Origin of the sequence: Pseudomonas sp. S07E 245, from assembly GCF_019599025.1 — a bacterium.
GTDB lineage: Bacteria > Pseudomonadota > Gammaproteobacteria > Pseudomonadales > Pseudomonadaceae > Aquipseudomonas > Aquipseudomonas shirazensis.
Genome location: NZ_CP080625.1, coordinates 3,376,589 through 3,400,000, shown reverse-complemented (window position 1 = coordinate 3,400,000; position 23,412 = coordinate 3,376,589). Strand labels below are relative to the sequence as shown.

15 protein-coding genes and 2 rRNA genes (1 of these 17 running past the window's edge) are annotated in these 23,412 nt (G+C 63.6%); 10 read left to right on the top strand and 7 right to left on the bottom strand.

Annotated features, from left to right (window positions below):
• The 8 genes from K3F44_RS15640 to K3F44_RS15605 form a co-directional block, all read left to right on the top strand.
• Positions 1-2,118: ribosomal RNA gene (locus tag K3F44_RS15640) — 23S ribosomal RNA — on the top strand; it begins 775 nt to the left of the window's first position.
• A 126-nt stretch (positions 2,119-2,244) separates the two neighbouring features.
• Positions 2,245-2,360: ribosomal RNA gene (rrf, locus tag K3F44_RS15635) — 5S ribosomal RNA — on the top strand.
• Positions 2,361-2,612: 252 nt separating this feature from the next.
• Entirely contained in the window at positions 2,613-6,092 is a 3,480-nt protein-coding gene (recC, locus tag K3F44_RS15630) for an exodeoxyribonuclease V subunit gamma (RefSeq protein ID WP_220632543.1), read from the top strand.
• A complete protein-coding gene (gene recB, locus K3F44_RS15625; protein WP_220632542.1) occupies positions 6,089-9,766 on the top strand; it encodes an exodeoxyribonuclease V subunit beta in 3,678 nt (1,225 codons plus the stop codon). The genes recC and recB overlap by 4 nt, the downstream gene beginning before the upstream one ends.
• Positions 9,763-11,838 carry an exodeoxyribonuclease V subunit alpha gene (gene recD / locus K3F44_RS15620; RefSeq protein ID WP_220632541.1) on the top strand — a complete coding sequence of 692 codons (2,076 nt, stop codon included), beginning with the start codon at positions 9,763-9,765 and terminating at the stop codon, positions 11,836-11,838. The genes recB and recD overlap by 4 nt, the downstream gene beginning before the upstream one ends.
• 71 nt (positions 11,839-11,909) lie before the next feature.
• Positions 11,910-12,482, top strand: a complete 573-nt coding sequence (locus K3F44_RS15615) for a YfiR family protein (protein ID WP_259407075.1) — start codon at positions 11,910-11,912, stop codon at positions 12,480-12,482.
• Entirely contained in the window at positions 12,479-13,750 is a 1,272-nt protein-coding gene (locus K3F44_RS15610) for a diguanylate cyclase domain-containing protein (RefSeq protein WP_220632540.1), read from the top strand. Before K3F44_RS15615 ends, K3F44_RS15610 begins: the two co-directional genes overlap by 4 nt.
• 38 nt (positions 13,751-13,788) lie before the next feature.
• Positions 13,789-14,253 carry an OmpA family protein gene (locus tag K3F44_RS15605; protein ID WP_150570711.1) on the top strand — a complete coding sequence of 155 codons (465 nt, stop codon included), beginning with the start codon at positions 13,789-13,791 and terminating at the stop codon, positions 14,251-14,253.
• Position 14,254: 1 nt separating this feature from the next.
• On the opposite strand, the gene K3F44_RS15600 is transcribed toward K3F44_RS15605, so the two are convergent.
• Positions 14,255-15,205: a LysR family transcriptional regulator gene (locus tag K3F44_RS15600; protein WP_101322117.1), complete on the bottom strand. Its 951-nt coding sequence runs from the start codon at positions 15,203-15,205 to the stop codon at positions 14,255-14,257.
• 122 nt (positions 15,206-15,327) lie between these two features.
• Here K3F44_RS15600 and K3F44_RS15595 point away from each other — a divergent pair, with 122 nt between their 5' ends.
• Positions 15,328-16,854, top strand: a complete 1,527-nt coding sequence (locus tag K3F44_RS15595) for a CoA-acylating methylmalonate-semialdehyde dehydrogenase (RefSeq protein WP_101322116.1) — start codon at positions 15,328-15,330, stop codon at positions 16,852-16,854.
• Between the two features lie 9 nt (positions 16,855-16,863).
• Positions 16,864-17,751: a 3-hydroxyisobutyrate dehydrogenase gene (gene mmsB, locus K3F44_RS15590; protein WP_103438574.1), complete on the top strand. Its 888-nt coding sequence runs from the start codon at positions 16,864-16,866 to the stop codon at positions 17,749-17,751.
• A 120-nt stretch (positions 17,752-17,871) separates the two neighbouring features.
• Here the strand turns inward: mmsB and K3F44_RS15585 are convergent, their stop codons facing one another.
• From K3F44_RS15585 to K3F44_RS15560, 6 genes are all read right to left on the bottom strand, one after another.
• Complete coding sequence (locus K3F44_RS15585) at positions 17,872-18,216, bottom strand: cupin domain-containing protein (RefSeq protein ID WP_101322114.1); 345 nt, start codon at positions 18,214-18,216, stop codon at positions 17,872-17,874.
• A 111-nt stretch (positions 18,217-18,327) separates the two neighbouring features.
• Positions 18,328-19,260, bottom strand: coding sequence for a phosphatidate cytidylyltransferase (locus K3F44_RS15580; protein ID WP_220632539.1), 933 nt, complete (start codon positions 19,258-19,260; stop codon positions 18,328-18,330).
• A gap of 1 nt (position 19,261) precedes the next feature.
• Positions 19,262-19,885 carry a lysophospholipid acyltransferase family protein gene (locus K3F44_RS15575; RefSeq protein ID WP_101322112.1) on the bottom strand — a complete coding sequence of 208 codons (624 nt, stop codon included), beginning with the start codon at positions 19,883-19,885 and terminating at the stop codon, positions 19,262-19,264.
• Between the two features lie 10 nt (positions 19,886-19,895).
• Complete coding sequence (locus K3F44_RS15570; RefSeq protein ID WP_150570700.1) at positions 19,896-20,327, bottom strand: hypothetical protein; 432 nt, start codon at positions 20,325-20,327, stop codon at positions 19,896-19,898.
• Positions 20,312-21,637 (bottom strand): phosphatase PAP2/dual specificity phosphatase family protein, encoded by a 1,326-nt coding sequence (locus K3F44_RS15565; RefSeq protein WP_150570699.1) that lies wholly within the window; start codon positions 21,635-21,637, stop codon positions 20,312-20,314. The genes K3F44_RS15570 and K3F44_RS15565 overlap by 16 nt, the downstream gene beginning before the upstream one ends.
• A complete protein-coding gene (locus K3F44_RS15560; protein ID WP_220632538.1) occupies positions 21,637-23,391 on the bottom strand; it encodes a bifunctional alpha/beta hydrolase/class I SAM-dependent methyltransferase in 1,755 nt (584 codons plus the stop codon). The genes K3F44_RS15565 and K3F44_RS15560 overlap by 1 nt, the downstream gene beginning before the upstream one ends.
• Positions 23,392-23,412: the final 21 nt, after the last annotated feature.

The window sequence follows — 23,412 nt, the reverse complement described above, 5'->3', positions numbered from 1 at the left end:
GCTAATCAAGCTCGGAGATAGCTGGTTCTCCTCGAAAGCTATTTAGGTAGCGCCTCATGTATCACTGTAGGGGGTAGAGCACTGTTTCGGCTAGGGGGTCATCCCGACTTACCAAACCGATGCAAACTCCGAATACCTACAAGTGCCGAGCATGGGAGACACACGGCGGGTGCTAACGTCCGTCGTGAAAAGGGAAACAACCCAGACCGTCAGCTAAGGTCCCAAAGTCATGGTTAAGTGGGAAACGATGTGGGAAGGCTTAGACAGCTAGGAGGTTGGCTTAGAAGCAGCCACCCTTTAAAGAAAGCGTAATAGCTCACTAGTCGAGTCGGCCTGCGCGGAAGATGTAACGGGGCTCAAACCATGCACCGAAGCTACGGGTATCACCTTTTGGTGATGCGGTAGAGGAGCGTTCTGTAAGCCTGTGAAGGTGAGTTGAGAAGCTTGCTGGAGGTATCAGAAGTGCGAATGCTGACATGAGTAACGACAATGCGAGTGAAAAACTTGCACGCCGAAAGACCAAGGTTTCCTGCGCAACGTTAATCGACGCAGGGTTAGTCGGTCCCTAAGGCGAGGCTGAAAAGCGTAGTCGATGGAAAACAGGTTAATATTCCTGTACTTCCGATTGTTGCGATGGAGGGACGGAGAAGGCTAGGCCAGCTTGGCGTTGGTAGTCCAAGTTTAAGGTGGTAGGCTGAGATCTTAGGCAAATCCGGGATCTCAAGGCCGAGAGCTGATGACGAGTTGCCTTTAGGCGACGAAGTGGTTGATGCCATGCTTCCAAGAAAAGCTCCTAAGCTTCAGACAATCGGGAACCGTACCCCAAACCGACACAGGTGGTTAGGTAGAGAATACCAAGGCGCTTGAGAGAACTCGGGTGAAGGAACTAGGCAAAATGGCACCGTAACTTCGGGAGAAGGTGCGCCGGCGAAGGTGAAGGGTTTACCCCGTAAGCTTTTGCCGGTCGAAGATACCAGGCCGCTGCGACTGTTTATTAAAAACACAGCACTCTGCAAACACGAAAGTGGACGTATAGGGTGTGACGCCTGCCCGGTGCCGGAAGGTTAATTGATGGGGTTAGCGCAAGCGAAGCTCTTGATCGAAGCCCCGGTAAACGGCGGCCGTAACTATAACGGTCCTAAGGTAGCGAAATTCCTTGTCGGGTAAGTTCCGACCTGCACGAATGGCGTAACGATGGCGGCGCTGTCTCCACCCGAGACTCAGTGAAATTGAAATCGCTGTGAAGATGCAGTGTATCCGCGGCTAGACGGAAAGACCCCGTGAACCTTTACTATAGCTTTGCACTGGACTTTGAATTTGCTTGTGTAGGATAGGTGGGAGGCTTTGAAGTGGGGACGCCAGTTCTCATGGAGCCATCCTTGAAATACCACCCTGGCAACTTTGAGGTTCTAACTCAGGTCCGTTATCCGGATCGAGGACAGTGTATGGTGGGTAGTTTGACTGGGGCGGTCTCCTCCCAAAGAGTAACGGAGGAGTACGAAGGTGCGCTCAGACCGGTCGGAAATCGGTCGTAGAGTATAAAGGCAAAAGCGCGCTTGACTGCGAGACCCACACGTCGAGCAGGTACGAAAGTAGGTCTTAGTGATCCGGTGGTTCTGTATGGAAGGGCCATCGCTCAACGGATAAAAGGTACTCCGGGGATAACAGGCTGATACCGCCCAAGAGTTCATATCGACGGCGGTGTTTGGCACCTCGATGTCGGCTCATCACATCCTGGGGCTGAAGCCGGTCCCAAGGGTATGGCTGTTCGCCATTTAAAGTGGTACGCGAGCTGGGTTTAGAACGTCGTGAGACAGTTCGGTCCCTATCTGCCGTGGACGTTTGAGATTTGAGAGGGGCTGCTCCTAGTACGAGAGGACCGGAGTGGACGAACCTCTGGTGTTCCGGTTGTCACGCCAGTGGCATTGCCGGGTAGCTATGTTCGGAAGAGATAACCGCTGAAAGCATCTAAGCGGGAAACTTGCCTCAAGATGAGATCTCACTGGGATCTAGAATCCCCTGAAGGGCCGTCGAAGACTACGACGTTGATAGGTTGGGTGTGTAAGCGCTGTGAGGCGTTGAGCTAACCAATACTAATTGCCCGTGAGGCTTGACCATATAACACCCAAGCAATTTGCTCATGCAGATTGCGGTGGTGAAGACGAAACGCTGAAGATTCGTACACAAACATCACATATCCGAATTTGCTGGGCCGTTCATCTGGACGTTCTGGCTACAGAATTTCTTGACGACAATAGAGCATTGGAACCACCTGATCCCATCCCGAACTCAGTAGTGAAACGATGCATCGCCGATGGTAGTGTGGGGTCTCCCCATGTGAGAGTAGGTCATCGTCAAGATTCATTTCGCAAAACCCCTATCTGCGCAAGCAGGTAGGGGTTTTGTCTTTTCCGGCCGAGCACGGTTCCTTGTATAGGAGCGGCCTTGTGTCGCGAAAGGGCTGCGTAGCGGCCCCAGATCTCAGCTTCGCAGCCGATATTGCCGGGCCAGCTATGCTGGCCTTTCGCGACACAAGGCCGCTCCTACACGAGCGCGATGCTCGGCCATGATATGGTTCCTCCTCAGGACGAACGCCTTTCAGAGAGAGCGCAATGGCAGATACCCGCTTGCACCCCGGCTTCATGATTGTTCACGGCAACCGCCTGGACGACCTGCGCAGCCTGGTGGTGAGTATGATGCGCCGCTTCCCTCTGGCCCCGTTGGAAAACGAAGTCGCCCTGGTGCAAAGCAATGGCATCGCCCAATGGCTGAAACTCGCCCTGGCCGAAGACCCACAAGACGATGACAGCGGCGGCTGTGGCATCGCTGCCGCCATCGATGTGCAATTGCCCGGTACGTTCATGTGGCAGCTGTACCGCAAGGTGCTCGGCCGCGACGAAATCCCTGAAGTATCCCTGCTCGACAAGGCCCCACTTACCTGGCGCCTGATGCGCTTGCTGCCGGCACTGATCGAGCGCCCGCACTTCGAGCCGCTACGGCGCTTTCTGACTGACGACAGCGACCTGCGCAAGCGCTACCAGCTGGCCGAGCGCCTGGCTGACCTGTTCGACCAATATCAGGTCTACCGCGCCGACTGGCTGCAGGATTGGGCAGCCGGTAAGCATGTTCTCAACACCGCCCGCGCCCAGCGCAAGCCACTGGCTGCCGGCAACTGCTGGCAGGCCGAACTGTGGCGGGCGTTGCTCGAAGATGTCGGCCAGGCCGGTATGGAGCAGAGCCGTGCCGGCGTGCACCAGCGCTTTATCGAGCGTATGAACAGCCTCGAGCAGCCGCCCAAGGGCCTGCCAGCGCGAGTCATCGTCTTTGGTATCTCGTCCCTGCCGGCGCAGGCACTCGAGGCTTTGGCGGCGTTGGCCCGTTTCAGCCAGGTGCTGCTTTGCGTGCACAATCCATGTCGTCACCACTGGGGCGATATCGTTGCCGACAAGGACCTGCTCCGTCACCAGTACAAGCGCCAACAGCGCAAGCAGGGCATGCCCCTGCAACTGGACGACGAGAGCCTGCACCAGCATGCCCACCCGTTGCTCGCTGCCTGGGGCAAACAGGGCCGTGATTACATCAACCTGCTCGACAGCTACGACGACCCTGCCAGTTACCTTGGCGTGTTCAACGAAGGCCGCATCGACCTGTTCAGCGAGGCCCAGCCAGGCAATCTGCTCAACCAGTTGCAGGATGACATCCTCGAGTTGCGGCCATTGGCCGAAACCCGCGAAGTCTGGCCCGCGGTGGACCCGACCAAGGACCGCTCTGTCAGGTTTCACATCGCCCACAGCGCCCAGCGTGAAGTCGAGATCCTCCACGATCAGTTGCTGGCCCGCTTCAGCGCCGATCCTACTCTGCGCCCGCGCGATATCATCGTCATGCTGCCGGCCATCGATGACTACGCCCCGCATATCCGCGCGGTGTTCGGCCAGCTCGATCGCCACGACCCGCGCTATATCCCGTTCACCCTGACCGATCAGGGCCAGCGTGGCCGTGACCCTTTACTGATCGCTCTTGAGCATCTACTCAAGCTGCCCGACAGTCGCTTTGCCGTTAGTGAAGTACTCGATCTGCTCGACGTGCCCGCACTGCGCGCGCGCTTCGCCATTCAGGAAAGCGACCTGCCGACTCTGCATCGCTGGATCGAAGGCGCCGGCATCCGTTGGGGCCTGAGTGCCGCCCAGCGCGCCAGCCTCGGCCTGCCCGAAGGGCTGGAGCAGAACAGCTGGCGGTTTGGCTTGCGCCGGATGCTGCTCGGTTACGCAGTGGGCGTAGGCGAGGGCTGCGATGGCATCGAGCCCTACGACGAGATCGGCGGCCTCGATGCCGCCTTGATCGGGCCGCTGGTGGCGTTGCTCGATGCGCTTGATGTGGCCTGTGTCGAGCTCGCTCAAGCGGCAACAGCAGTTGAGTGGGGCGAGCGCCTGAATGCACTGCTGCAGGTGTTTTTCCTCGCCGAAAACGAGCATGACGAGTTTCTTCTGGTACAGCTTCAGGACCTACGCGACACCTGGCTGCAAACCTGCGATACGGTCGCCCTGCACGAGCCACTACCACTGACGGTAGTGCGCGAGGCGTGGCTGTCAGGTCTCGATCAAGGCAAACTTTCGCAACGCTTTCTCGCCGGCTCAGTAAACTTCTGCACGCTGATGCCGATGCGAGCGATCCCCTTCCGGGTGGTCTGCCTGCTGGGCATGAACGACGGCGATTACCCACGAGCCCAGCAGCCGCTGGATTTCGACCTGATGGCCAGTGACTACCGCCCAGGCGACCGCTCGCGTCGTGAGGATGACCGCTACCTGCTGCTCGAAGCCCTGCTGTCTGCCCGCGACCAGCTGTATGTCAGCTGGGTAGGGCGCAGCATCCGCGACAACAGCGAGCGGCCGGCCTCGGTCCTGATCGGCCAGTTGCGCGATCACCTGGCCGCCGGTTGGCAAGCCGCCAACGCCAAGCCAGGCCTGCGCGAAGACGCCGGCCAGCAACTGCTGCACGGCCTGACTCAGGAGCACCCGCTGCAGCCGTTCAGCCAGCGCTACTTCCAGAAAGGTAGCCCGCTGTTCAGTTACGCCCATGAGTGGCAACTGTTGCATCAGGCCGAGGCTGCCACACCGCCCGCAGACGACACGCTAGCGCCCTACGTCAATGACGAGCCGCTGAGCCTGACCCAACTGCAGGACTTTCTGCGCCACCCGGTGCGGCATTTCTTCCGCCAGCGCTTGAAGGTGTTCTTCGAGTCACTCGAGGCACCGACCCCGGACGAAGAACCGTTCGTGCTCGACGCACTGCAGCGCTACGGCCTCAGCGAAAGCCTGCTGGATGCCGCCCTGGCTGACCCAGGCAACGCCGAATCGGCCCTGTACGCCCAGGCGCGCCGCCTGCAAGGCCATGGCCTGCTGCCGTTGGCCGGTTTTGGCGAGATCCTCCAGGCCGAGCTGATCGAGCCCCTGCCCAATCTGCTGCAACGTCATCGACACCTGCTGCAACGCTGGCCGAGCCTGGTCGAAGGCGCGCTGCCGATTCACTTCGAGCATGGCCGCGAGCGCCTGCAAGGCTGGCTTGGGCGGGTGTATCAGGCGGCCGACCAAAGCCTGCTGAGCATCACTACCATCCCCAACACCATCAGTGCCGGGCGTAACAACCTCAAGCGCCATCGGCTGATTCCGACCTGGGTCATGCACCTGGCTGCCTGCGCTGCCGGCTACCCGCTGCACAGTGCACTGGTGGCCAGCGACCTGACCCTGCTGCTGGAACCTTTGCCACAGGCTGAGGCCAGTGAGCGGCTTGCTGATCTGCTGGTCGCACGCCAGGCCGGCATGAACGCGCCGCTGCCGGTGGCGGCCAAGACCGCCTTCGCCTGGCTCGGCCAGGACGACCCGGACAAGGCCTTGGCCGCTGCCGCCCGGGCCTACGAAGGCGACGGCCAGAACAGCTTTGGCGAACGCAGCGAAAGCCTCGCCCTGGCGCGCCAGTTCCGCGACTTCGCCGCACTCAGCGCCGATGAAACCTTCGAAGGCTGGTGTGAAGCCCTGTACCGCCCCCTGTTCGCCGCGCCTTGGCAAACCCAGGGCAATCCGGAGAGTGCCGCATGACCCAGGCCCGCCCCTTGGCCTTGAGCTTCCCGCTGCATGGCAGCCAGCTGATCGAAGCCAGCGCCGGTACCGGCAAGACCTTCACCATCTCGGCGCTGTACCTGCGGCTGATCCTCGGCCATGGCGATGCGCACGGCTTTGGCCGCGAGCTGTTGCCGCCGCAGATCCTCGTGGTGACCTTTACCGATGCGGCCACCAAAGAGCTGCGCGAGCGCATTCGTACGCGACTGGCCGAAGCCGCACGGTTCTTCCGTGACGAGCTGGGCGACGCCGACCCGCTGCTGCAGATGCTCCGTGCCGACTACCCGGCAGAGCTCTGGCCACGTTGCGCCAGCCGCCTGGAAGTGGCCGTACAGTGGATGGACGAAGCCGCCGTGTCGACCATTCACGGATGGTGCCAACGGATGCTGCGCGAACACGCCTTCGACAGCGGCAGCCTGTTTACCCAAAGTCTTGAGACCGATCACAGCGAACTGCTCGGCCAGGTCATGCGCGACTACTGGCGGCGCTTCTGCTATGGCATGCGCGGCGAGTCCCTGAACTGGGTACGCGGCAACTGGGTCAGCCCCGATGCCTTGTTGCCGCGCCTGCGTCCGCTGTTTGGCCGTGTCGCCAGCAGCGCCGATGATATCGAGCCGCAGGCGCTCATCGAGACCACTCTGGAGCAACGCGCGCAGCAGCTGTGCCAGCTCAAGGCGCCTTGGGGCGTCTGGGCCGACGAGTTGCAGCAGATCTGCCACGCGGCGGTTGCGGCCAAGCACGCTGATGGGCGCAAGCTGCAGGCGCGTTACTTCGAGCCGTGGTTCGAAAAACTGCGCGCCTGGGCCGGTGATGATCAGGTCCTCGAACTGGATCTGGGCACTGGCTTCACCCGCCTGACTCCAGCCGGCATGGCCGAAGCCTGGAAGCACGGTGACCCACCCGATCACCCGGCCCTGCGCGCCATGGAAACCCTGCGCCAGCAGCTACAAGGCCTAGCCAACCCCGAAGTGCCTTTGCTCGAGCATGCCGCCAGTTGGGTGTCGGCACGCTTCGAGCAGGAGAAGCGCCGGCGCGCCGAGATGGGTTTCGACGACATGCTCCTGCGCCTGCAGCACGCGCTCAATCAGGAGTCCGGCGAACGCTTGGCCGCGCTCATCCGCGAGCAGTTCCCGGTCGCGCTGATCGACGAATTCCAGGACACCGACCCGGTCCAGTACGGCATCTTCGAGCGCATCTACCAGATCAGCCAGAACCACGCCGAAACCGGCCTGTTCATGATCGGCGACCCGAAGCAGGCGATCTACGCTTTCCGCGGTGCCGACATCTTTACCTACCTGGCGGCCCGCCGCGCCACTGCCGGGCGCCTGCACAGCCTGGACACCAACTACCGTTCCAGCAAAGCCATGGTCAGTGCGGTCAACCGCCTGTTCCTCGCCGCAGAAGGGCGTAGCAGTGGCCGCGGCGCATTCCTGTTCCGTGAGGGGCAAGACAATCCCTTGCCGTTCATCGAGGTCCACGCCAAGGGCCGCAGCGAGCAACTGCTGATCAACGACCAGCCATCCGCCGCGCTGCATTGCTGGCGGCTGGACAGCGACGAACCGGTGTCCAGCACTCTCTATCGTCAGCAACTGGCCGCCAGCTGCGCCAGCCATATCGTCGGGCTGCTCAACGGTGGTCAACAGGGCGTCAGTGGATTCAGAAAAATCGATGGCAAACTCAGGGCGTGCCTGCCTTCGGATATCGCCATCCTTGTGCGCGACGGTCGCGAAGCGCAGCTGGTCCGCGCCGAGCTGGCAGCGCGCGATGTGCGCAGTGTGTACCTGTCGGACAAAGACTCGGTGTTCGCCGCCCAGGAGGCGCACGACCTGCTGGCCTGGCTCAAGGCCTGCGCCGAACCCGACTCCGAGCGCCTGCTCAAGACCGCCTTGGCCAGCCCGACCCTCGAGCAGTCACTGCTTGAACTCGAGCGGCTGAACCAGGACGAGCGGGTCTGGGAAGACTGGGTCATGCGCTTCCGCCAGTACCGCGAAACCTGGCAGCGCCAGGGCGTATTGCCGATGCTGCGGCGCCTGCTGCATGACTTCGAACTGCCGCGCCGGCTGATCGCCCGTAGCGACGGCGAGCGGGTGCTGACCAATTTGCTGCACCTGGCCGAACTGCTGCAGCAGGCCGCTGGTGAACTGGATGGCGAGCAAGCCTTGATCCGCCATCTGGGCGAGAACCTGGCCGGCTCCGGGCAGGCGGGCGAAGAGCAGATCCTGCGCCTGGAAAGCGACGAGCAACTGGTCAAGGTCGTGACCATTCACAAGTCCAAGGGCCTTGAGTATCCGTTGGTGTATCTGCCGTTCATCTGCACCAGCAAGCCGGTCGATGGCCAGCGCCTGCCGCTGATCTGGCACGACAGCAACGGCCACGCGCACCTGACCCTGACACCCGACCAAGAGCAGATCGAGCGCGCCGATGATGAGCGCCTGGCCGAAGATCTGCGCTTGCTCTACGTCGCCTTGACCCGCGCCCAGCACGCCTGCTGGCTCGGTGTCGCCGACCTCAAACGCGGTAACCAGAAACACTCGCTGCTGCATCGCTCGGCCCTGGGCTATCTGCTCGGCGGCGGCCTGCCGCTGGCCTCGTCGGCACAGCTGGCCGAGTGGCTGCAAAGCCTGCAAGCGAGCTGTGCGGATATCGTCTGTGAAGAGCTGCCTGGCGCAGACGAACAGCGCTACCTGCCCCCACAAGATGGTCACGAGCTGATTGCTGCGCGCAAGCCACGCCGGGCTGCGGCAGAGAACTGGTGGATCGCCTCCTATAGCGCCCTGCGCGTGGGCGACCAGAGCCTTGCCGGTGACAGCTCGCTGGCCCAGCAGCTGACCGATGACGAGCGCATCGACGCCCAGCAGTTGCGTGATATCCCGGCTCAGAGCGGCGACATTCATCGCTTCCCACGCGGGCCCAATCCCGGCACCTTCCTGCACGGTCTGCTCGAGTGGGCCGGGCGTGAGGGCTTCGCCGAAGTCAGCCAGCAGCCTCAGCTCATCGAACATACGGTCGGCCAACGCTGCAACCGGCGGGACTGGAAAGGCTGGATCCCGGGCCTCACCGAGTGGCTGCAGCATCTGCTGGTCGAGCCGCTGCCGTTACATGGCGAGGATCGCCAATTGACCTTGGCGCACCTGCAGCAGTATCAGATCGAGATGGAATTCTGGTTTGCCAGTCACAAGGTCGATGTCATCGAGCTTGATCAGTTGGTGACCCGGCATACCCACGGCGCCGCCGCGCGTGCCGCCGCCGAGCCGAGCCAGCTCAACGGCATGTTCAAAGGTTTTATCGACCTGGCCTTCGAGCTGGACGGCCGTTATTACGTGACCGACTACAAATCCAACTGGCTCGGCCCGGACCTGCACAGCTACAACGCGCTGGCCATGGAACAGGCGATTCTCGATCACCGCTACGACCTGCAGTACGTGCTCTACCTGCTCGCGCTGCACCGCCAGTTGCGCGCGCGCATGCCCGACTACGATTACGACCGCCATGTCGGCGGTGCGCTGTTCATCTTCCTGCGTGGCGCTAGCCGGGCAGGCCACGGGGTGTATTTCAGCAAGCCGCCACGTGAGCTGATCGAAGCCCTCGATGCCCTGTTCCGCGGTGCCCCGGTACCGGCACAGCAGGACCTGTTTGCCGGAGCCGCGCCATGAGCCGCCGCCTTGAAGACCTGTTGCCAACCCCCCTGCAAGCCGAGCAGTTGGCTGCCCTGGCGCCGCTGCAGAGCAGCCATGACCTGCTGATCCTGCTCGACCGCTGGGTTGAGCGCGGCTGGCTGCGCGCGCTCGACCGCGCACTGGTGGGTTTTCTTGAAGAGCGTGCGCCCGGCAGCGACCCGCTGCTGTTGCTCGCCGCTGCCCTGGCCAGCCACCAGTTGGGTCACGGGCATGTCTGCCTGGACCTCGCCCAGACCCTGGCCGAGCCGGACTTCGCCCTGTCGCTGCCACCGGAAGGTGATGCCCTCGACGGGCCATTGCTGCTGCCATCCCAACTGCTGACCAAGCTCGATCAGCACACCTGGTGCGAGCGCATCGCGGCCAGCCCGCTAGTGGCCACTGGCAATACGCCGGGGCACAGCGCGCGACCACTGGTCCTCAGCGGCTTGCGCCTGTACCTGCGCCGCTACTGGAGCTACGAGCGGCAGATCGACAACGCGCTGCGCCAGCGCCTGGCAGCGGATCAAGTCATCGCGCCAGCGCTGCCGGAACGGCTTGAGCAACTGTTCAAGGGTGGCGCGCCGCAAGGCCAGGTCGACTGGCAGAAGCTCGCCTGCGCCTTGGCTACCCGCGCCTCGTTCAGCATCATCACCGGCGGCCCCGGCACCGGCAAGACCACAACAGTGGTGCGCCTGCTGGCACTGCTGCAAGGGCCTGCGGTGGAGCAGGGCAGGCCGCTGCGGATTCGCCTGGCAGCGCCCACCGGCAAGGCCGCTGCGCGCCTGACCGAGTCGATAGGCCAACAGGTCGAGTTGCTTGAGGTCAGCGCCGAGGTCCGCCAGCAGATTCCAACCGACGTCAGCACCGTGCACCGCTTGCTCGGCAGCCGCCCGGGCTCGCGCCATTTCCGCCACCATGCTGGCAACCCGTTGCCACTGGATGTGTTGGTGATCGATGAAGCATCGATGATCGACCTGGAGATGATGGCCGTGCTGCTCGACGCCTTGCCACCGTCGGCGCGGCTGGTGCTACTGGGTGACAAGGACCAGTTGGCCTCGGTCGAAGCCGGTGCAGTGCTCGGTGACCTGTGCCGCGACGCCGAGGAGGGTTTCTATTCGGCGGCCACCCGCGCCTGGCTGGAGCAGGTCGGCGGACAGTCCCTGCAGGACAGCGGGCTAACCCCCGGCGACGCCGAGCAGCACCCACTTGCGCAGCAGGTGGTGATGTTGCGCCACTCGCGGCGTTTTGGTGAAGGCAGCGGGATCGGTCAGCTGGCCCGCCTGGTCAACCGCCAGCAAGCCCAGGCGGCGCGCGAACTGCTGACGCAAAAACTCGACGACGTGCACGGCCTGTCGCTGCAAGGCGAGCATGATCGACGCTTCGACAGACTGCTGCTCGATGGCCTTGATCGCGGCACCGACGGCCCACAGGGCTACCGCCATTACCTGCGCAACATCGGTCGCCTGCGCCCCCCGCCCGCGACCGCAGCAGACGACCCGCGCTGGGAGCAGTGGGCCGGCCAGGTGCTGCACAGTTTCGAGGAGTTCCAGCTGCTCTGTGCTGTACGCAAGGGGCCGTGGGGCGTGCAGGGTCTGAACGAGCGCGTCACCCGCGTGCTGCACAACGCTGGTCTGATCGACAGTCAGCAGCCGTGGTACGAAGGCCGGCCGGTGCTGGTCACCCGCAACGACTATGGACTGGGCCTGATGAACGGCGATATCGGCATTGCCCTGCGCCTGCCCGACGAGCGCGGCGTTGCCTTGTTGCGCGTGGCCTTTGCGCGTAACGATGGCAGTGGCGGGGTGCGCTTCGTGTTGCCCAGCCGGCTCAATGAAGTCGAAACCGTCTATGCCATGACCGTGCACAAGTCGCAGGGCTCGGAGTTCAGCCACACCGCTCTGGTGCTGCCGGACGCGCTCAATCCGGTGCTGACCAAGGAGCTGGTATATACCGGCATCACCCGCGCCAAGCACTGCTTCAGCTTGATCGAGCCGCGTGCGGGAGTATTCGAAGAGGCGGTTGAACGCCGCGTGCGGCGCATCTCCGGCCTGATGTTGGAGCAAGGCTGACGTTCTGCCGCAGCGGCAATATGCTATCGTTGCGGCATCATCTGACAAGATTTTGAGAAAATTCCCACATGATGGTGGCTGTCTCGACCTGGGCGCGCGCAATGGGCGCTGCGCTTGCCCTGCTGCTCGCCGCCCTGTTGCTCTACGCCAGCCCCAGCCGGGCAGAGACCGCTGCCAGCGCCGCCTTGGCGCAGCAGCGGGGCAAGGCCGTGACCCAGGTGGTGTTGGGCATTTTCAGCTACGCGCGCTGGCCCAGTGAGCCGGCCCCGTTGCGGCTGTGCCTGATCGGCCCGACCGAATACGCCGATGACTTGATCAAGGGCACCGAGCAGAACTCTGGCAAGCCGCTGCAGACCCGTCGCCTTCTGGCCGACGATCCGCAAACCGCCGGTGCTTGCGATGCGGTGTATATCGGCAAGCTCGACCGTGGCCAGCGCGAGCGGTTGTTCCATGCCCTCAGCGGCCGGCCGGTGCTGAGCATCAGCGAAGCAGACGACCCCTGCACGGTCGGTAGCCTGTTCTGCCTGCGCGTGAGCGACGAGCAGGTAACCTTCGAGGTCAACCTCGATTCGGTAGCCCGCAGCGGTGTGCGTATCCACCCCAGCGTGCTGCAGCTGTCGCGTCGCCGCGCGGTGCAGCCATGATCCGCTCAGCCAGGCGCGACCGCCGGCCGACCCTGCGCGCTGTGCTCGGCCGCGGGCATTTGGGCGTGGCCCTGCTTGCGGTCGGCCTGGCTGGCCTGTGCGTGACCCTGCTTGGCGTGCTGGCCTTGCGCGTATATGCCAACCAGAACCTGCACCTGATCGCGCGCTCGATCAATTACACAGTCGAAGCCGCGGTGGTGTTCGACGACAGCGCCGCCGCCAACGAGTCACTGGCGCTGATCGCCGCCAACGAAGGCGTGGCCGACGCCAAGGTGTTCAACAGCGATGGTGAGCTGCTGGCCCGCTGGCAAAGGCCCGAAGACGGCGTGCTGGCGCCGCTGGAACGGTCGCTGGCAAGCAGCTTTCTGGTCGAGCCGGTGCACATGCCGATTCTCCATCAGCAACAGCAGGTCGGCCACATTGAAGTCACCGGCCAGGGCCGCAGCGTATTGCGCTTTCTGCTCAGCGGGCTGACCGGCATCCTCTTGTGCATGCTGCTCAGCGCCTGGGTCGCCAGCCACTGGTCGCGGCGCCTGTTCGGCGACATCATCAGGCCCCTGCGCAACCTTGCCAGCGTCGCCCATGCCGCCCGTCGCGAGCGCAGCTTCGACCGCCGCGTACCGGAAACCCACATCGCCGAGCTCAACGAACTGGGCAACGACTTCAATGCCCTGCTCGACGAACTGGAGAACTGGCAGAACCACCTGCGCAGCGAGAACGCCACCCTGGCCCATCTGGCCAGTCACGACAGCCTGACCGGGTTGCCGAATCGCGCTTTCTTCGAGGGGCGCCTGAGCCGCACCTTGCGCACTGCCGAGCGTCACCAGGAGTATCTGGCGCTGCTGTTCATCGACTGCGATCACTTCAAGCAGATCAACGACAGCCAGGGCCATGCCGTTGGCGACGAGGTGCTGGTCACCGTTGCTGCGCGGGTGCGTGCGCAGTTGCGCGAGCATGATCTGGTCGCGCGGCTGGGCGGTGATGAGTTCGCGGTATTGCTGACCCCGCTGCAATCCTGCGAGGACGCCCAACGGATTGCCGAGAAGATCGTTGCCAGCATGAAGCTGCCGGTAGCCCTGAACGATGGCACCAGCATCAGCGCCTCACTCAGCGTTGGCATCGCGTGTTACCCGGACGATGGCCATGACCCGGCCAGTCTACTCAATGCCGCTGATGCGGCGATGTACCAGGCCAAACGCGCACGCCGCGGCCAGTGGCATGTGGCGCATACGGAAAGTAGCGCCGCAGATTTCGAAAAAAGGAGCTGATCGTGTTGCAACTGTTTGTACGTTTGCGCCTGCCTTGCATGGCAGTGTTGTTGAGTCTGCTGGCCTTGAGCGGTTGCCAGAGTGTGCCACCGCCGGGACTGACTGCCGAGCAGATCGCCGTGCTCAAGCGCGAGGGCTTCACCCCCACCGATGATGGATGGAGTTTCGATCTGTCCGGCAAAGTGCTGTTCGGCAGTGATCTGGACAGCCTCAACAGCCAGAGCCGAACCATCGTCGAGCGTATTGGCCGGGCCTTGCTCAGCGTCGATATCCAGCGTGTCCGGGTTGACGGCCACACCGATGCCTCGGGCAAAGCGGCCTACAACCAGCAACTGTCCGAACGCCGCGCCCAGAGCGTGGCCAAGGCGCTGATCGAGATCGGCATGCAACCGCAGAACATTCAAAGTCGCGGCCTCGGCAGCAGCCAGCCAGTCGCCGACAACCGCACCAGCGCCGGGCGCACGGAAAACCGCCGGGTGTCGATCGTGGTGGCGTCCAACTGAGTCAGTCCTGGGCGAAGCGCATCTCGCGTGATTCGCCTAGCAACAGCGGCGCATTGGCCTCGGTCACCTCGCGGATGTAATCCCACAACAGGGTAATCCGCTTGAGCTTGCGCAAATCCTCCCGGCAGTACATCCAGAACTGCCGGGTAATCGCGATCTCCTCCGGCAACACTGTCACCAGCCGTGGATCCTGTGCAGCGAGGAAGCATGGCAGAATCGCCAACCCCCGCCCTTGCAGCGCTGCCGTGTACTGGGCAATGACGCTGGTGCTGCGCAGGTGGGCGTGGGCGTTGGGGATCAGGTTGGCCAGGTACAGCAGCTCTGAACTGAAGGCCAGGTCGTCGACGTAGCTGATGAACGGGTGCTCGGCCAGGTCGCTGACCTGGCGGATCGGCGCGTGGTTGTCGAGGTAGTCCTGGGTGGCGTACAGGCGCAGGCGGTAGTCGGTCAGCTTGCAGCACACGTAGGGGCCATGTTCTGGACGCTCGAGGGCGATAACGATGTCGGCTTCGCGCTTGGACAGGCTGATGAAGTGCGGTAGCGGCAGGATGTCCACGGTGATCGCCGGCCAGGCGTCGACGAAGTGGCTCAGTTGCGGGGTGACGAAGAAACTGCCGAAACCTTCGGTGCAGCCCATGCGCACGTGCCCGGACAAGGCCACGCCGGAGCCTGATACCTGCTCACAGGCCATGTGCAGAGTGCTCTCGACTGATTCGGCGTAACCGAGCAGGCGCTGGCCTTCGTTGGTCAGGACAAAGCCATTGGTGCGCGACTTTTCGAACAGCAACGTGCCCAGCGCCGCCTCCAGCGAGCTGATCCGCCGCGACACCGTGGTGTAGTCGACATTCAGCCGTTTCGCCGCGCTGCTGGCCTTGCGCGTGCGCGCCACTTCAAGAAAGAACTTCAGGTCATCCCAGTTCAGCGAACTGAGGGAGGTAAGGTCTTTTTGCATGATGATCCGGTTTTTATGTGCGTTCTTATTGGATGTTTGCACATCTATACTCGAAATCAGCGCCCCGACGCCAGCCCCGCCTGGCGATCTCGTCTCCCACAATAATTCCAAGGAACGCGCAGATGAACGCACCCCAATCCCCGACCCAGACTCAGATTGAGCAGGTCAAGCTGCTGATCGACGGCCAATGGGTCGAGTCGAAAACCACCGAATGGCGCGATGTCGTCAACCCGGCTACCCAGCAAGTGCTGGCACGGGTGCCGTTTGCCACGGTCGACGAGGTCGATGCCGCCGTCGCTGCCGCCCAGCGTGCATTCGCCAGCTGGCGCGACACGCCGATCGGGGCGCGCATGCGCATCATGCTCAAATTGCAGGCGCTGATCCGCGAGCACAGCAAACGCATCGCCCAGACCCTCAGCGCCGAGCAGGGCAAGACCATTGCCGACGCCGAGGGCGATATCTTCCGCGGCCTGGAAGTGGTCGAACACGCAGCGTCGATTGGCACCCTGCAGATGGGTGAGTTCGCCGAGAACGTCGCTGGCGGCGTGGACACCTACACGCTGCGTCAGCCGATCGGCGTCTGCGCCGGGATCACCCCGTTCAACTTCCCGGCGATGATCCCGCTGTGGATGTTCCCGATGGCCATCGTCTGCGGTAACACCTTCGTCCTCAAACCGTCCGAACAGGACCCGCTGTCGACCCTGATGCTTGTCGAGCTTGCGCTGCAGGCCGGGGTGCCGGCCGGTGTACTCAACGTGGTCCACGGCGGTAAGCAGGTGGTAGATGCGATCTGCACGCACAAGGACATCAAGGCAATCTCGTTCGTCGGTTCGACCGAGGTCGGTACCCACGTCTACAACCTCGGCAGCCAGCACGGCAAGCGCGTGCAGTCGATGATGGGGGCCAAGAACCACGCGGTGGTGCTGCCTGACGCCAACCGCACGCAAACCATCAACGCCCTGGTCGGCGCTGCCTTTGGTGCCGCCGGGCAACGCTGCATGGCCACCTCGGTGGCGGTGCTGGTCGGCAAGGCCCGCGAGTGGCTGCCGGACATCAAGGCTGCCGCCAGCCAGCTCAAGGTCAACGCCGGTTGCGAGCCAGGCACGGATGTTGGCCCGGTGGTCTCGAAACGGGCCAAGGAGCGCGTGCTGGGCTTGATCGAAAGCGGCATCGCCGAGGGCGCCAAGCTGGAGCTGGATGGCCGTGACGTCAGCGTGCCGGGCTATGAGCAAGGCAACTTCGTCGGCCCGACGCTGTTCTCCGGGGTCACCACCGAGATGCAGATCTACACCCAGGAAATCTTCGGCCCGGTGCTGATTACCCTTGAAGTCGACACGCTCGACGAGGCCATCGCCCTGGTCAACAGCAACCCGTTCGGCAACGGCACCGGCCTGTTCACCCAGAGCGGCGCTGCGGCGCGCAAGTTCCAGAGCGAGATCGACGTCGGCCAGGTCGGCATCAACATCCCGATCCCGGTGCCGGTGCCGTACTTCAGCTTCACCGGTTCGCGCGGCTCCAAGCTCGGCGACCTCGGCCCGTATGGCAAGCAGGTGGTGCAGTTCTACACTCAGACCAAGACGGTCACGGCCCGTTGGTTCGATGACGACAGCGTCAACGACGGCGTCAACACCACCATCAGCCTGCGCTAAGGAGGCTCCATGCGTATTGCATTCATTGGTCTGGGCAACATGGGCGCGCCCATGGCCCGCAACCTGATCAAGGCTGGGCATCAGCTCAACCTGTTCGACCTCAACCAGAGCGTACTGGCCGAACTTGCCGAGCTTGGCGGGCAGATCAGCGCCTCACCCAAGGACGCTGCGGCCAACAGCGAGCTGGTCATCACCATGCTGCCGGCGGCAGCGCATGTGCGTGGCGTCTACCTCAACGATGACGGCGTGCTGGCCGGGATTCGCCCAGGTACGCCGACCGTCGATTGCAGCACGATCGACCCACAGACCGCCCGCGAAGTGTCCAAGGCTGCTGCGGCCAAGGGCGTCGACATGGGCGATGCGCCGGTGTCCGGCGGTACCGGTGGCGCAGCGGGCGGCACCCTGACCTTCATGGTCGGCGCCAGCGCTGAACTGTTTGCCAGCCTGGAGCCGGTGCTCAAGGACATGGGCCGCAACATCGTCCATTGCGGCGAAGTCGGTACCGGGCAAATCGCCAAGATCTGCAACAACCTGCTGCTGGGCATCTCGATGATCGGCGTGTCCGAGGCGATGGCGCTGGGCAATGCGCTGGGCATCGACACCCAGGTGCTGGCCGGCATCATCAACAGTTCCACAGGCCGTTGCTGGAGTTCGGATACCTACAACCCATGGCCGGGTGTGATCGACACGGCGCCTGCCGCGCGCGGTTATACCGGCGGCTTTGGTGCCGAGCTGATGCTCAAGGATCTGGGGTTGGCCACTGAAGCTGCGCGACAGGCGCATCAGCCGGTGATTCTCGGTGCCGTGGCGCAGCAGCTGTATCAGGCGATGAGCCTGCGCGGCGATGGCGGCAAGGACTTCTCGGCAATCGTCGAGGGCTATCGCAAGAAGGATTGAGCGTCACGTGTCTTGATCGTGGCTCGAAGCGCCCTCCCACTGTAACTGCGCACCTGGGGGAGGGCGGTTCGAGTCGCGATTTTTTTTGCCTTGCGCTTAGCCGATCAACTCAATCTTTGATCAGGCAAAGACAAAATACTTGCGCACGGTTTCGACCACTTCCCAGGTGCCTTTCATGCCCGGCTCGATGACGAACACATCGCCGGCCTTGAGGTGCTTGGGCTCTTCGCCTTCCGGGGTGATGATGCAGTAGCCGTCGAGGAAGTGGCAGAATTCCCACTTGTCGTAGTTGACCTCGAACTTGCCCGGGGTGCAGATCCAGGTGCCCATGATCTTGCTGCCGTCAGCCGACAGGTAGGCGTTGAGGTTGACCGTGTGCGGGTCACCGCCAATGCGCTTCCACTTGGTCGCGTCGACTACCGGGATCGGGCAGGTTTCACGCAGGACGGTAATGAAATCGGACATGGCAGGTGTTCCCTTTGGGATGCTTATGGACGCATCACCATAGGGCTATCGCGCGTGGCCCAGTTGCCTGCGCTCGACCTCTACCTGCCTGCCCGCGCTATCGCCGCGCGGTTATGCCCACCAATAACGCACAAAGTGAAAGAACACCGGCGCGGCAAAACACACCGAGTCGATGCGGTCGAGCATGCCGCCGTGGCCTTCGATCATGTGCCCCCAGTCCTTGACCCCGCGGTCGCGCTTGATCGCTGACATCACCAGCCCGCCGAAGAAGCCCATGGCGTTCACGGTCAGCGCCATCAACGCCGCCTGCCAGAAGCTGAACGGGGTGATCCAGCACAGCGAGGCGCCGATCAGGGTGGCCAGGGCTACACCGCCGAGCAGGCCCTCGAGGGTTTTCGACGGGGACAGGTTGGGTGCCACTTTGCGCTTGCCGAACAGCTTGCCGCAGACGTACTGCAGCACATCGCTGATCTGCACTACCAGGATCAGCCAGGCGATCAGCAGCAGGTTACGGCCTTCGAAACCGGGGATGTCGAGGGTCAGCAGCGCCGGCACCGCCGACACGCAGTAGACGGCAATCATCAGCCCCCACTGCACCTTCGAGGCGCGTTCGAGAAAGCGCGTGGTGTCGCCGCCAAAGCTGGCCAGGATCGGCAGGAGCAGGAACAGGTACACCGGGATGAAGATGCTGAACAGGCCGTACCAGTCCATCGCGATCAGCAGATACTGCAGCGGCAATGCCACATAGAACGCTGCGACCAGCGCGGGGTAGTCGCTGCGCCGGGTCGGGGTCAGGGTCATGAACTCGCGCAGGGCATAGAACGACACGCAGTAGAACAGCACGATCACGCCGTACTTGCCGAACAGGAAGGCGATGCCGATCACCAGCACCATCACCCACCAGGCGTTGATCCGCGCATTGAGGTTGTCGATCACCGCATGGGGGCCGGCGCCGGCGCGCCACTTGAGCAGGCGGCCGATGACGCTGGCGAGCAGCAGCAGCGCGCCGATGCCGGCAAACAGCAAAACAGTGTTGTGGTCCATCTCAGGCTTCCTTGGGGGCCAGGTTCAGCAGGGCCTGGCGGGCCCGCTCGAGAAACGCGTGCTTGTCTTCAGCGGCCTGCACCTGCAGCGGTTCGCCAAAGCTCAAGGTGCACAACAGCGGCAGCGGCAGGGCGCGGCCCTTGGGCATGACCCGGTTGAGGTTGGCGATCCACACTGGCACCACTTCCATGTCGGGGTTGGCGACGGCGAGGTGGAACAAACCGCTCTTGAACGGCAACAGTGGCTCATCGCCGAGATTGCGCGTGCCCTCGGGGAAGAAGATCAACGAATCGCCACCGGACAGCGCATCAAGCACCGGCTGCAGCGGGTTGGCCTGGACTTCGCTGCGCTGCCGGTCGATCAGCACACCGTTGAATACCTTGCGGATGACGAAGTTGCGCAGGCCCGGTTTGGCCCAGTAGTCGGCGCCTGCAACCGGTCGCGTGCGCTGGCGCAGCGGCCCCGGCAGCGACGCCCAGAGCAGGACGAAGTCGCCGTGGCTACTGTGGTTGGCGAAGTACAGGCGCTGCACCGGCTGCGGCGTGCAGCCGAGCCAGAGGGCGCGGGCGCCGGTGATCAGGCGCGCGGCGGAGGTGATGGCAAAGGCAGTCAGGGCGGTGAGCATGGCACGGGTCTTATCCGATCAAAGGGAGTGTCAGCAGCGTAGTCAGGCACAGCGCGATCTGCAGGGCCAGGCACATGCCTTGGCGGCGTAACAGGCCGAGCGCAGCCTGGCTGCGCGTGGTCCAATCGCGCGGGTCGCTGGCGCTGGGTTTGAGGTTGAGGTCGAACAAGGCGCGGTCGAGCTGGCCCGTAGCGGCTGGCAGGTCGCTCCGCGAAGCCAGCTCGGCAAATAACTCGGCATCCAGCGCGACTCGCACCGCTAGGTATTTATGCACAAGGCCGAGTATCACCAGCAGGGCGCATAACCCACTGCCCAGTAGCGGCAGTGGGGCGCCTAGCAGCGGCGCCAGGCCATAGCCCAGCGCGATCAGGCTGATGCCGTCGGACAGTCGCTCCAGTTGCTGGCCGCGGCCGAGCAGGCTGGCGGTTACGCGCAGGTGCATGCTTGCCCCTCCAGTTGCCTGAGCATGTGCTGGTGTGCGCTGCGCAGGACGATGCCCGGGCGCGCCTGGCGCAAGCGCAGTTCGGCTTCAGCCAGGCTCGTGCAGCGGCCACTGAGCAGCAACCAAGCGGCGACGGCGGTGGCGCTGCGCGAGTAACCCAGCGCGCAACAGACCAGCAACGGCCCTTGCTGGCGCAGCGTCTCGATAGCGTCGGCGGCGGCGCGGCACAGCTGTAGATCGGCGACCACCAGATCCAGGGTCGGCAGGCTACGGTAATGGTTTGCCAATGGTTTGGCTGCCAGGCATGGCAGTTCGGCACACAGGTCGACAATCGCCGAAAACTGCCCCGCCTCACCGGCTGCCGGAATACGGCCGAGGAAGACCCCGTCACAGATTTCGTCCGCCTGCGGATGGCGTCGCGTCCACAGCCGCGAGTTGATCCAGGCGCCGAGCAGGTAGGGTGCAAACAGCCAGCTGGCGGCCATCGACAGGCGCCCATCAGCGCCTTTTTGAAACGCGCTGGCACCGAGTACCGCGTAGCTCAAGGCCACCAGCAGCAGCGCCAGTGCCGGCCACAATAGCCACAGCCAGGCGCCGCCGGCCCAGCTCGCCAAACCGGTGCACAGCGCAGCGCCCAGGGTGTAGTAAAGCGCCAGCCGCCAGCGCTTGGGATCCTGCGCCAGACGCGCAGCTTGCAACGGCGGTTGACCGTCGCGAGGCCACAGCCAGACGCATAGCAGCCCGACCAACGCACCGCTCGGCAAGTCGATGAAGTGGTGCTGCCAGGTGGTCAGCACCGACACCCCGATCAGCGCCATCCAGCCGTGCATCAGCCAGCGCCCACGCGGGTTGCGCAGGTGGCGGGCGAACATAGTCCAGATGATCACCAGCAGGGCGATGTGCAGCGAGGGCGCCTGATTGAACGGTTTGTCGAAGCCCATCAGCACATCGAACAGCCAGCCGAACAGGCCGCTCAGCTCCGGTCGCTCGAAGGTAAAGCGCAGCGGCCAGAGCAGAAAGCCGGCCACGCAGATCAGCTGCGCGCTCAACAAGGCCAGGGCGTGCCGGTCCATCTCGCGGCGGTTGCGTGGCAGCAGAAACGACAGGCCGTAGAGCAGGTCGATGGACCAGTACGGGATGATCGTCCACGGCCACAGCGGCATCTGGCTTTCCCAGCCGAACACCAGGCTGCCGACATCGGCACGGCCCGCCGTGTAGGTGTTGGCCAGGCCGTAGCTGAGAAAGAAAAACGGCCCGAGCAGCAGTAGCCACAAGACCCCACGACGGATCAGCCCGGCTTCACGCGCCATCACTCGACCCGCTGCGCCAGGCTGACACTGAAGATGCCCCATTCGTCGATGCGCTGGGTGATCTTGCGAAAACCAGCGGCGGCAACCAGCTGATCCATTTCGGCCTGGCTGCGTCGACGCATGACCCAGGCCTGACCGCCACGGTGGCTGGTCAGGGCGCGGGCGATCATCTCCAGCTGCGGGTGCCACGGCTGGCCGGTATAGACCAGATAGCCGCCCGTTTCGACGGCATCAGCCAGGCCGGCCAGCGAGGTGCTGACCATCTGGTTGCTGGCGAACAGTTCGTACAGCCCGGAAACCACCGCCAGGCTCGGGCGCGGCTCGAGTGTGGCCAGGCTCTGCCGGTCAAAGGCGTCGCCCTGGACGAAACGCGCGATATCGCCCAAGCCCTTTTCGGCAATCAGCGCCGTGCCCTGCTGCACATTCAGTTCGCTGTAGTCGCGCAGCAGGATCGAGTCCGGCAGTTGCTCGAGTTCCTGCAAGGCTTCAAGAATGTAGCGGCCATGGCCGGCGGCGATGTCGACGATATCGACTGTGCGGCCCTGCTCGCGCAGGCGCCGGATCGCTTCGCGCAGCAGCTCTTCGACATGCAGCTTGCGCTGGCGAATACCGCGCCAGCCAATGGCGTCGAGGTAGTTGCGGTCGATCATCTGGCCCAGCTTGCCCTTGCCAGTGGCCTGGTTGCGATAGACATAGTCAAGGGTGCTGCCGGAGTCGAAGCCGGTATCGAAGCCCAGCTTGACCCCGTCTGCCATGCCTTTGCCCAGGCGCAGGCCGGCGCGGGTGGCGCGCCAGTACAGATCCCGTGGCGAGTTGCGCGGCAGCTTTGCTGCGAGGCTTTCGGCTTCGGCGCAGCTGGCGCCGGACTGGTCGGCATCGAGCAGCGAAGGTGCCGCCAGCGGGGCATCGAAGCAGTGCTCGACGAAGCGCTTGATGCGCGGCAGTACATGGCCGCGGTCACGCTCGCCAAGGGTGTCGTGGAAGAACCCAGGCAGCAGGTGCAGCTCTTTGCGGGCACTGCCCAGGCGCTCGAAGAACTGCTCCTGCGGCGCCCGCTCGACCACCAGGTCGGCGCCCGAAACCAGCAATTGGGTCGGCAGTTGGATCGCCTGAGCGTCCGCCACTACCCGGTCTGCGGCTTCATACAGGCCGAGCAGCATGGTCACCGAGATGGGCCGGCTGATCAGCGGGTCGGCCACATACGAAGCCACCCGCTCCGGGTCGTGGGTGAGCAGCCGTGGCTTGACGTAGCTGTTGACGAAGAAGTTGCCGCGCGCGGCCTTCATCAGCTTCAGGCCAGGGCGGGCAAACGGCACGTAGAGTTTTACCTTGAACGCCGGCGAGGCCAGCACCAGGCAGCGTACCTTGGGCGCGTAGTCATGCGCCCAGGTGGCAATCAGCACGGCACCGACGCTCTGCGCCAGCACCACGGTGTTGTCTTCGGCGATGCCGTGGCGAGTTTGAATGTGCTCGATGAAGGTCTGCACATCGCGCACGCTGGTGGCAAAGCTCGGGCTGTCGCCGCGCGCCCCTGGCGACTGGCCGTGGCCACGTGCGTCCCAGGCAAAGAAGTCATAGCCGGGCATGTCCAGTTCGTCTGCCAGGTGCGCCAGGCGCCCGCCGTGCTCATGGCCGCGGTGGAACATCACCACCGCCCGACGCGGCTGATGCTCGCTGCGGATGGCCGGCCAGTAGCGATAGTGCAGCTCGACGCCGTCATGGGTAGAGAAGTGCAGCGATTGCGCCTGGCGCATGGCAAAGGTCCTTTTGGCTGG